General features: G+C 43.9%; 11 protein-coding genes. 10 read left to right on the top strand and 1 reads right to left on the bottom strand.

The annotated features are described in order from the left end of the window. Positions 1 to 642, top strand: a complete 642-nt coding sequence (locus tag BMZ99_RS22570; RefSeq protein WP_245755118.1) for an HAD-IB family phosphatase — start codon at positions 1 to 3, stop codon at positions 640 to 642. A 162-nt stretch (positions 643 to 804) separates the two neighbouring features. On the opposite strand, the gene BMZ99_RS22565 is transcribed toward BMZ99_RS22570, so the two are convergent. Further along, positions 805 to 1146: a helix-turn-helix domain-containing protein gene (locus BMZ99_RS22565; RefSeq protein WP_090943243.1), complete on the bottom strand. Its 342-nt coding sequence runs from the start codon at positions 1144 to 1146 to the stop codon at positions 805 to 807. Positions 1147 to 1266: 120 nt separating this feature from the next. On the opposite strand from BMZ99_RS22565, the gene BMZ99_RS22560 reads away from it, so the two are divergent. From BMZ99_RS22560 to citF, 9 genes are all read left to right on the top strand, one after another. Then, a complete protein-coding gene (locus BMZ99_RS22560) occupies positions 1267 to 1491 on the top strand; it encodes a helix-turn-helix domain-containing protein (RefSeq protein ID WP_090943241.1) in 225 nt (74 codons plus the stop codon). 270 nt (positions 1492 to 1761) lie between these two features. Beyond that, positions 1762 to 2256, top strand: a complete 495-nt coding sequence (locus BMZ99_RS22555; protein WP_245755117.1) for a PTS sugar transporter subunit IIA — start codon at positions 1762 to 1764, stop codon at positions 2254 to 2256. A 101-nt stretch (positions 2257 to 2357) separates the two neighbouring features. After that, complete coding sequence (locus tag BMZ99_RS22550) at positions 2358 to 2867, top strand: D-glycero-alpha-D-manno-heptose-1,7-bisphosphate 7-phosphatase (protein WP_090943235.1); 510 nt, start codon at positions 2358 to 2360, stop codon at positions 2865 to 2867. A gap of 276 nt (positions 2868 to 3143) precedes the next feature. Then, positions 3144 to 4745 (top strand): DcuS/MalK family sensor histidine kinase, encoded by a 1602-nt coding sequence (dcuS, locus tag BMZ99_RS22545; RefSeq protein ID WP_090943233.1) that lies wholly within the window; start codon positions 3144 to 3146, stop codon positions 4743 to 4745. Then, on the top strand, positions 4742 to 5416 hold the full coding sequence (locus BMZ99_RS22540; protein ID WP_090943230.1) for a response regulator: 675 nt from the start codon (positions 4742 to 4744) through the stop codon (positions 5414 to 5416). Before dcuS ends, BMZ99_RS22540 begins: the two co-directional genes overlap by 4 nt. Positions 5417 to 5568: 152 nt before the next feature. Further along, entirely contained in the window at positions 5569 to 6894 is a 1326-nt protein-coding gene (locus BMZ99_RS22535; protein WP_090943227.1) for a 2-hydroxycarboxylate transporter family protein, read from the top strand. A 22-nt stretch (positions 6895 to 6916) separates the two neighbouring features. Beyond that, complete coding sequence (gene citD, locus BMZ99_RS22530; RefSeq protein WP_090943223.1) at positions 6917 to 7231, top strand: citrate lyase acyl carrier protein; 315 nt, start codon at positions 6917 to 6919, stop codon at positions 7229 to 7231. Then, positions 7232 to 8101, top strand: coding sequence for an HpcH/HpaI aldolase/citrate lyase family protein (locus tag BMZ99_RS22525; protein WP_090943221.1), 870 nt, complete (start codon positions 7232 to 7234; stop codon positions 8099 to 8101). After that, positions 8098 to 9639 carry a citrate lyase subunit alpha gene (citF, locus tag BMZ99_RS22520; protein ID WP_090943218.1) on the top strand — a complete coding sequence of 514 codons (1542 nt, stop codon included), beginning with the start codon at positions 8098 to 8100 and terminating at the stop codon, positions 9637 to 9639. Before BMZ99_RS22525 ends, citF begins: the two co-directional genes overlap by 4 nt. Positions 9640 to 9694 lie beyond the last annotated feature (55 nt).

Below are 9694 nucleotides of genomic sequence, written 5' to 3'. Positions count from 1 at the left end.
TTGATAATATTCTACAGGATTTTTATGATAGGTGGTAAACTAATTCAATATCAATATGACTTGAAGTGGTACACTTTTAGAATATCATTCACATATGAGGATTGGAAAAAGACGAAGAAGATTAATGTTGAGTTTCTAAATAAAATATTGGGTTCGATAGGAAGAACCGAAGAAGAGATTCTGGCTGAAATCCATCGTTTGCCTTTGGATGAGTATGCGGCAGATTTTATTCGTAGAGTACAAGAGGCGGGCGGGGAATTTTATATCCTAAGTGCTGGTACAACGTATTATATTAATCGATTACTTGCACATCGTGGGATTGAAGGTGTGACGGTTATTTCCATGAACGGAGTATACAAAGATGGAGGTATTGAAGTGACTCCAGATAAAACCAGTCCTTATTTCTCTGAGATTTTTGGTATTAATAAAGCCAAGGTCATAGTGGAATTGAAAAAGGAGTTTGAGACGGTATTTTTCGCTGGGGATAGCGAGCCGGACTTAGGAGCAGCCAAAGAAGCAAACGTTGCGTTTGCCAAAAAGGATCTTAAGGAATTGCTTACTAATGAACAAGAAGAATTTGTTCCTTTTAAAAATTTTAGAGAAATCGAAAAGTATCTGATGGATAGAGGCTGGCTTGTATAACCGATAGATGAATTGTCTTACCCTTGCAATTTAGGTCGTAGGAGTTAAGCTGATACATTTTTATAGTAACGAGGAGAATCAAGAGTATCTAAACGTAGGAACTGCCCTTTACCCTGTAAAACTCAGGATAAAGGGCAGTTTTGAGTTTTACGAAAAAACCTGCTACTTATCTGTAGCAGGTTTTTTGATGCCATGTTTGTAAAGAACAAATTCTTTTGCCATATCTATTTCTTTTTTGATGTGCTCGGGTAAGTTGTCCATTTCATTATTATTACAAGTTGCAACTATGGTTTCGTTGTCAGAGAAAAATTCAGATAATGATATACCCAGCCCTTCGCAGATTCTATATATAGTAATTACTTGTGGATTACGGCTTTTGCCGTTAACAATGCTGTCTACTGTAGATTGGGTTAAGCCAGATAAATCTGCCAACTTGTTAACTGTTATGCTTTTTTGATTGCATAACTCTATGATTCTAGTGGCAATTTTAGCTGCTACATTCATAATGTGATCCCCTTTATTAACGCGTTATCGTTATTTTAACATATATAATTTGAAATAGTTACTGACGTATCGTTGACACATAAACGACCTGTCGTTATAATGGTAATAGGAGGTGGCAATATGACATTTGGGGAGAATTTAAGGAAAATTCGAAAAGAGAAAAAAATCTCTCAAATAATGCTTTATAAGAAGACGGGATTCCCTCAAACAACAATTAGTGATTGGGAAAATAATAAATATCTTCCTGATGTTATGGAGGCGCTTAAACTTGCAGCAGTTCTAAAAATAAATCTTTCACAATTGTTAAATGGAAATTTTAAATCCCCAAAACCTAAAGTAAGTTAAGGAGGTGATGAATTGTTTCAAATAGACAATCTTTTCAACTCAATACATAAAGCCACAAGAAGCATAAAGGAAGATAAATTTTACTTGCACGAGCAATTCTGCAAGAGGAAGGAGTTTATAGATAATTTTTGTACTTATAGCAGTTAATTATAGTATAACGAAAAGAAAATACTAAATCCATTTTATAGACATTCTTTATACTCTTCTTGATTTAAGATGATTTGCGAATAAAAGAGGAATGACCGTTCATAAGCCACTTTTGGACTTCATGTGAAGAAACAAGACTTAGTTGTATTAAAACTGGAATGGGGGCGAAAAATGATTATTCATGAATCACTTATCGATTTAAATGTTTTATCAAAAGACAAAGATGAAATCATCGGAGATTTAGCCTGCAAAGCAGAGAAGCTTGGTCGTATTAGCAGCATTGTAGGATATCTGCAGGCTGTTTTTGCGCGGGAAGAGTTATTTTCTACTGCCATTGGCTACGGCATTGCGATTCCCTATGGCAAAAGCAGCTGTGTGAAGAAGCCTTTTATTGCATTTGCCAAAAGCAATAAAGCATTTACTTGGGATAGCAGGAGCGAGCAGAAGGTTCGGTTTATTTTCCTCATTGGGGTACCAGAGGAAAAAGGGAATGAATTGCATCTGAAAATTGCAGCAAATATCAGCAGGAGTCTCATGAATGACTCTTATCGGGAACGATTAGTACAAGCTACCAGTACAAGGAAAATAGTCGCAATATTCGGAGAGATGGGATTGTAGGAGATTGTGCAGATGCAATGCGCAGAGAAACGTATGGAAAGAAACTTTCTTAGATGCTGCAACTGCAGTAGCTGGATTTTTATGAAGGGGAGAGGGAAAGTATGAAGCATAAGCCTGCGGTATTTTTTGATCGTGACGGCGTATTAAATATGGATCGGGGATATATTTGTAAGCCAAGAGAACTGAGCTGGATGCCTGGGGCGATGGAGGCCATTCGGATACTGAATGAAGAGGAGTATTGGATCTTTGTGGTTACGAACCAAAGCGGTATTGCCCGAGGTTTTTTTACGGAAGAAGAAGTATATGAATTTCATGAGTTTATGGCACAAGAGGCCGAAAGGCAGGAAGCGATCATTCATTCGTTTTATGTCTGTCCTCATCATCCAGAAGGGACGATGGGGATGCACTCTTGTATTTGCAATTGCCGTATGCCTTTACCAGGACTCATTGAGCAGGCCTGCCAGGAATGGCCGGTTAGTCTGAATGGATCATTTTTGGTTAGTGGTACGCAGCGGGGGATTGAAACAGCAGCGGAAGCAGGAATCCCCGGATTTCTGTTTGCAGAAGGAAACTTGTATGAGTTTGTACAGGAAATTTTGAAAAATAGATAGGTAGAAGAGGTGCTGAAGGGATTTTCGAGCCATCATGGCATCCAAAATCCCTTTTTTGTGTAGTCATTATGACACACGCTAGTAAGCGGAAAGCCATATGTCTTGCAGCTTTTATTATCTTGATGCTTTTGCTAGAAAGATTCACAATTTTTTAATTTGTAAGAATTTGAAGGATTTTCGCATTTTATGAGAAATAGAATATGGTGGCATTCGTTCCTATGAGTTCGCGTAAGCCGTGTAGGATCGTAATGAGAATTGTTAATCGGAGTGATGCGAATGAAAGGAAAGCCAATATTTAATTTGCAGACCAAAATTATTCTTTTGGTTTGCGGTGTGGTGGCGTTATCTTTATTGGCGGCGAACGCGCTGATTACCAATCGTGTAGAGTCAGACGTACGGGCTACTCTTGGGCAGAAAGCCTTGGATATCTGTAGGACGATGACGCATTCTCCTGCAGTAATCTCAGGATTAGAAGCCAATGATACAATAGCCATTCAGGAATATGCCAATACCATCCGCAATGCTGTGAACGTGGAGTTTATTGTGGTCTTCGATATGCAGGGAATCCGAAAATCCCATCCAGATTCGACCCGTGTAGGGCAGCATATCCAGGGCGGTGATGAGGTGCCAGCATTGCAGGGTCATGAGTATATCTCTTATGCTGAAGGCACCTATGGACCGTCTTTGCGTGCCTTTTCTCCTGTGTTTGCACCCGACGGGAGGCAAGTAGGAGCCGTCGTTGTGGGAATATTGCTTGGCGATGTGGAAAAAGCCTTGCGTGAAAGTCACCAAATTATCTATATTGCGACTTTGATTGGACTACTCATCGGTATTGGTTTTGCGATCGTATTAGCGCGTAATATTAAGAAAACCCTGTTTGGTTTGGAGCCCTTTGCCATTGCCCAATTGGTTGAGGAGCGCAGTGCGATGCTGCAATGCGTGCGGGAAGGGATTTTAGCAGTTGATAAGAACAGTATTGTCACGATAGCGAATAGCGAGGCCATACGTGTATTAAAGCTGGCAGGGATACCGGGTGATCCCATTGGGCGCCATGTCGCAGAGTATGTTCCTCATACGCGTTTGAAGGACGTAATGAATACGGGACAGGCAGAATTGGATCAGGAACAGAAGATTAATGGGGTTACCATTTTGACCAATCGAGTTCCAGTGGTGGTAAATGGTGAAATTGTTGGGGCGATAGCTTCGTTTCGTGACATGACGGATATGCGTCAGTTAGCGGAAGAGCTTACAGATGTGAATAGCTATGTAGAAGCCTTACGGTCGCAAGCCCATGAGTTTATGAATAAGATCCATGTGATGCTGGGACTGGTTCGCTTAAGGTTTTATGACAAACTGGAGCTTTACATCACGCGCATTGCAAATCAGGATATTGCTGAGTCAGAATTTGTGAGCCAATGTATCCATGATCCTGTACTTGGCGGATTGCTCTTAAGCAAGTTTAGCAAGGCCAGAGAAATGGCAATTGATATGGTATTAGCCGAGGAAAGTTTTCTTCCAGAGCCATTGGATGGGCAGGTTACAAATGAGTTAGTTACGATCATCGGCAATTTGATTGATAACGCCCTTGATGCGGTGAAGGATTCGCCGCAGCGTCAGGTTGCTGTGTCGATGAGATATTCGGATGCCCAATTAGCAATTGAAGTGAGGGATTGTGGTCCTGGCATAGAGCAGGCGTTTGTGGAGCAGATTTTTGTTAAGGGGTATTCGACCAAATCATCGGGCCGCGGTTTTGGACTATTCCTCGTCGCACGGGCAGTCGAAAGACTGAATGGAAGCATTAAGGTGGAGACGTCTCCAGGGAATGGTGCTCGATTTAACGTTATCGTCGGATATCAAGGTAAGGAGGTACATGCTTGATTAAGGTTTTGATTGTAGAAGATGATCCTATGGTTGCCGAGCTGAATAAGCATTATCTAGAACAGGTAGAGGGTTTTGCTTTAGCGGGGATCGTGTCTAACGGTGCCGAGGCTCTTGAATTTTTAAAAGAAAATGAAGTTACGCTGATTTTACTTGATATATTTATGCCCATTGTAGATGGGATGGAATTATTACATCATATTCGCTTGTTAGACCAGAGCATTGATATTATTATGATAACGGCAGCACGGGATAGTGTGAATATACAGAACTCGCTGCGGCAAGGCGTGGTGGATTATCTAGTGAAGCCATTTCAATTTGAGCGTTTGTATGCAGCATTGATTTCCTATCGGGAGCGAATTCAGCTCATTCAGGACAGTACCGTCTTAAATCAAAATGAGATTGATCGTCGGATTCTATCGAAAGGTGAGCTGCCAGTAGGGGATCTGCCAAAAGGGCTGGAGCGGGACACGTTAAACCGTATCCTTGCCCAGGCGAAGCTGTTTCCTGCATCCTTTACCACAGAAGAAATGGCGAAGTGCGTTGGGATATCACGAGTATCGGTTCGCAAATATCTTACGTTTCTCAAGGATACGGGTACGCTGCAGGGGAAGCTGAATTATCAGGCCGTTGGACGTCCTGTTACAACGTTTTGTTATCTAAAACGGTAGATTCTTGCTACTGATTCCGGGTTCGGCTATGGCCGTTCCTGGATTTTTTTTGCTTTACATTAGTTACATAATGGTTCCATATCTTTCAATAGCGTTAGCGTACGAGCGGTAAAATGCTATACTCAAAGCAAATCGATAAGGAGGAATTTATTATGAACATGGAAGCGACAAATGCATCGCTCAATCCGAAACCAAAAAGTTTTACGTACTTACAGTCCATTACGATTGGTTCTGTACCTCTTCCCTTGTATTTGATACTCGCTGCACTTATTTACATTGCATCTGTGCAAGGAAAACTTCCAGCTGATATGATCGGCGGTATTGCCATCATGATGATTATGGGAATGGCGCTTGGGGATATTGGTCTCAAAGTGCCGGTTTTGAAAGATATTGGCGGGCCTGCTATTTTATCTATTTTTATTCCGTCCATTCTTGTTTTTTATCAGTTACTCAATGTAGACTCCATGAAAGCGATTACGGCTTTTATGAAAGGCTCTAATTTTTTGTATTTTTATATTGCCTGTTTGATCACGGGGAGCATTTTAGGCATGCTGCGAGTGGTATTGATTCAAGGGTTTATTCGAATGTTTATTCCAATCGTCGTTGGTTCGATCGGCAGCATTGTGGTGGGAACCGGCGTAGGGATGCTGACTGGTCTTGGCGCGCATCATTCTTTCTTTTATGTTGTCATTCCAATTATCTCCGGTGGTTTGGGGGAAGGAATTCTGCCATTGTCCATGGCCTATTCCGAAATTATGAATCAGCCTTATGAGAGTTTCATTCCTCATCTGGTACCAGCTGCTATGCTAGGTAATGTGATCGCCATTATGATGGCTGGAGGTCTTAGAACCTTGGGAAAAAACAAACCTCATTTGACAGGCAATGGCGTGCTGGTCAGAACTGGGGACGATGAAAGAATGCATGCTGCACAGAACATTGACAAGCCTGTGAACTTTTCTCTTATGGGAGCGGGATTGTTACTTGCCTGCTGCTTTTATATCTGGGGGCAGTTAGCCAGTAAGTTTATTCCGGTTCCTGCACCGATTATTATGATCTTTTCAGCGGCTCTGGTGAAAGCGCTAGGTATTATGCCCGAGAAAATGGAACAAGGAGCGTATCATATGTACAAATTTGTATCTGCAAATTTGACTTGGGCGCTCTTGATTGGTGTAGGAGCGTTGTATACTCCTTGGAAAGATGTCGTTGCAGCGATTAGTCCTGCTTATATTGTAACTGTTGCTGCTTCTGTGGTTGCCATGGTTGCATCCGGTTTTTACGTAGGCAAGGTAATGAATATGTATCCTGTAGAGGCGGCATTGGTTACTGCTTGTCATAGTGGATTAGGCGGTACAGGTGATGTAGCTATTTTGTCAGCAGCTGGGCGAATCGAACTCATGCCTTTTGCCCAGATTTCCACACGATTGGGTGGAGCTTGCATGGTTGTAATGGCAGCTGTTTTAATGCGATTGACTTTGTAATCTAGAGAATAGGAGAGTGATGATGATGGTTGCAGCCGATAAGGAAGAGGAAGTTCGTAAAATCGGGCAAGCCGGTACCTTAGAATCCAATGATGTGATGATTACAGTCGTGCCGGGGAAAGCAGGCAGTGGTGTCTTCATTGAGCTTACGAGTATCGTGAAAGATCAATATGGAGATGCCATTCGCCGGACTTTACTGGATGTAGTAGCGGAGCAGGGGAGCCGCGATCTCTATATTACCGTTGCTGACAGAGGAGCGCTGGATTGTACCATTCGGGCCCGCTTGCTAACAGCATTAACCCGTGCCGGGGCTGTAGGAAAGAAAGGAGTGGTATAAATGAGTTTACGCAGGACCATGCTGTTTATTCCTGGGAACAATCCGGGAATGCTGCAAAATGGGGGCGTGTTTGGTGCTGATTCTGTCATTTTAGATTTAGAAGATGCCGTTGCTCCTCAAGAGAAAGATGCGGCTAGATTCCTGGTGGCCCAGGCGCTGAAAACCGTAGACTATGGTACTAGCGAGAAAGTGGTTCGAATCAATCCCTTAGATACGTTCGGTGCAAAGGATATCCAGATGATCGTTCCTTGTCAGCCGGATGTTCTTTTAGTGCCAAAGGTAGAAAGTGCCCAAGATATAGAGGGCGTTACTCGTCTAGTGGCACAGGCAGAGATGGAGGGGCAGAAGCCGGTTCAGTTAATTGCCCTCTTGGAGACAGCCAAAGGGATTGCTTTGGCGTATCAAATTGCACAAACGAAAGGGCGGTTAGTTGCATTAGCCCTTGGTGCTGAAGATTATACCGCGGGCCTTGGTGCAGCGAGGACGAAGGAAGGCCAGGAGATTTTCACAGCTCGCTCCTTGGTGATCAATGCTGCGGCTGCTGCGGGAATTCAGTCTCTTGATACTCCCTTTACGGACGCTAACGACGAAGATGGCTTGTATCAGGATGCTCTTACAGGCAAGGAATTGGGTTTCAAAGGGAAGCTCGCGATCAATCCTCGCCAGATTGATGTGATCCATGGCGTATTGAATCCCACGGCGGCTACGATCGAGTGGGCAGAAGCAGTGGTGCAGGCGATCCGAAAAGCCGAAGCAGAAGGTTCCGGTGTAGCCTCCTTGCATGGAAAAATGGTGGATGCGCCCATTGTGGCGCGAGCAGAGCACATATTACAGCTGGCACGCAAGCTAGGGGTGGAGGTTATGCAATGAAAAACAGCATTGGTCGGGAGATTCCTGAAGTGATCGAAGGATACGGAAAGACCATTCCTTTTGCTGGAGCTTTTACAATACAGCCTGCCATGAATCGTCAGGCTCCTAAGGTCAAAAGCATGCATCCTGGGAGGCAAAAGGTAGTTGATACGTTAGAATCAGTCTTTCAGCAAATACCTATAACCGATGGAATGACCTTGTCGTTTCATCATCATTTTCGTAATGGGGATGGTGTAGTGAATCAGGTATTGGCAACGGCTGCAGCATTAGGGATCAAAAATTTAAAAGTGGCATTAAGCTCGGTATTTCCCGTTCATGAGACCTTAATTGCTCATATGAAAAATGGTGTAGTGACGTCTCTGGATACCAATTATATGTCGGGTCCTGTAGCGAAAGCGGTAGCAAATGGGGTGCTTGCAGCTCCTGTTGTACTTAGAACCCATGGGGGAAGAGCACGAGCTATTGAATGTGGTCAGCTGCCGATTGATGTGGCGTTTATCGCCGCTCCTGCTGCTGATGAGTATGGGAATCTCAACGGCGTACAGGGACCTGCAGCTTGCGGTTCTTTAGGGTATGCCTTTCCCGATGCGGAATACGCAGATCATGTGGTTGCCGTCACAGACTATATCGTAGAGTACCCGTTAGCGCCCATCTCCATACCCCAATGTCGGGTAGATTATGTGGTGAAGGTGGATTGCGCAGGTGATCCCAAGGGGATTGTTTCCGGCACCACGAAAATAACGAAGGACCCTGTCGGGCTGAAAATTGCTGCGATGGCTGCAAAAGTTATTGAGGCTGCGGGATTGCTGAAAAACGGTTTTTCTTTCCAGACAGGGGCTGGCGGTGTGTCCCTAGCAGTTGCTCATTTTGTTCGGCAGCGGATGGAGCAAGAGCAGATTGTAGGCAGTTTCGCTTTAGGTGGTATTACCGGTTATATGGTAGAAATGCTGGAAAAGGGTTTCTTTAAGAAGCTCATTGACGTGCAAGGGTTTGACCTGGAAGCCATCCGGTCCATCCAAACGAATCCCAATCATCTGGAGGTAAGTGCAAATTTTTATGCCAGTCCCTTTAATGCGGGCTGCGCTGTTAATAAGCTAGACGTGGTAGTGCTGGGAGCTACGGAAATTGATGTTGATTTTCATGTCAATGTAGTTACGGGTTCCGATGGTGTGATCATGGGTGGTTCTGGCGGTCATGCGGATGCCGCTGCTGGTGCCAAGGTAACGATTGTCGTTGCCAATCTGCTGCGGGGCCGCCTGCCGATCATTGTGGATCAGGTGCTCACAGCCACTACTCCTGGGGAAACGATTGATGTGTTCGTAACGGAACGAGGTGTGGCCGTCAATCCCCAGCGTCCGGAGCTGCTGCAGCAATTAGTAGCAGCAGGTTTACCGGTAAAAGAGATACAAGAGTTAAAAGCCATGGCAGAGAAGATCGCTGGGGTACCGCAAAAGCTAAAAACAAGCGACCGTATTGTTGCTGTGGTAGAATATCGGGATGGCAGTGTCATTGATGTTGTACGTCAGGTGAACCAATAGGAAGAAAAAAACGAGATATAGGTGAGGTTTTGGAAAGGGAACGAATGCTTGAAAT

The sequence above is a fragment of the Pelosinus propionicus DSM 13327 genome, from assembly GCF_900114615.1.
Lineage (GTDB): Bacteria > Bacillota > Negativicutes > DSM-13327 > DSM-13327 > Pelosinus > Pelosinus propionicus.
The sequence above is the reverse complement of the archived record's forward strand: the minus strand, read 5'-3'. Positions and strand labels throughout refer to the sequence as shown.

Coding starts and splice junctions, on each gene's coding strand:
- BMZ99_RS22565 (WP_090943243.1), bottom strand. CDS start 1,146: ATGAATGTAGCAGCTAAAATTGCCACTAGAATCATAGAGTTATGCAAT.
- BMZ99_RS22560 (WP_090943241.1), top strand. CDS start 1,267: ATGACATTTGGGGAGAATTTAAGGAAAATTCGAAAAGAGAAAAAAATC.
- BMZ99_RS22550 (WP_090943235.1), top strand. CDS start 2,358: ATGAAGCATAAGCCTGCGGTATTTTTTGATCGTGACGGCGTATTAAAT.
- dcuS (WP_090943233.1), top strand. CDS start 3,144: ATGAAAGGAAAGCCAATATTTAATTTGCAGACCAAAATTATTCTTTTG.
- BMZ99_RS22535 (WP_090943227.1), top strand. CDS start 5,569: ATGAACATGGAAGCGACAAATGCATCGCTCAATCCGAAACCAAAAAGT.
- citD (WP_090943223.1), top strand. CDS start 6,917: ATGATGGTTGCAGCCGATAAGGAAGAGGAAGTTCGTAAAATCGGGCAA.
- BMZ99_RS22525 (WP_090943221.1), top strand. CDS start 7,232: ATGAGTTTACGCAGGACCATGCTGTTTATTCCTGGGAACAATCCGGGA.
- citF (WP_090943218.1), top strand. CDS start 8,098: ATGAAAAACAGCATTGGTCGGGAGATTCCTGAAGTGATCGAAGGATAC.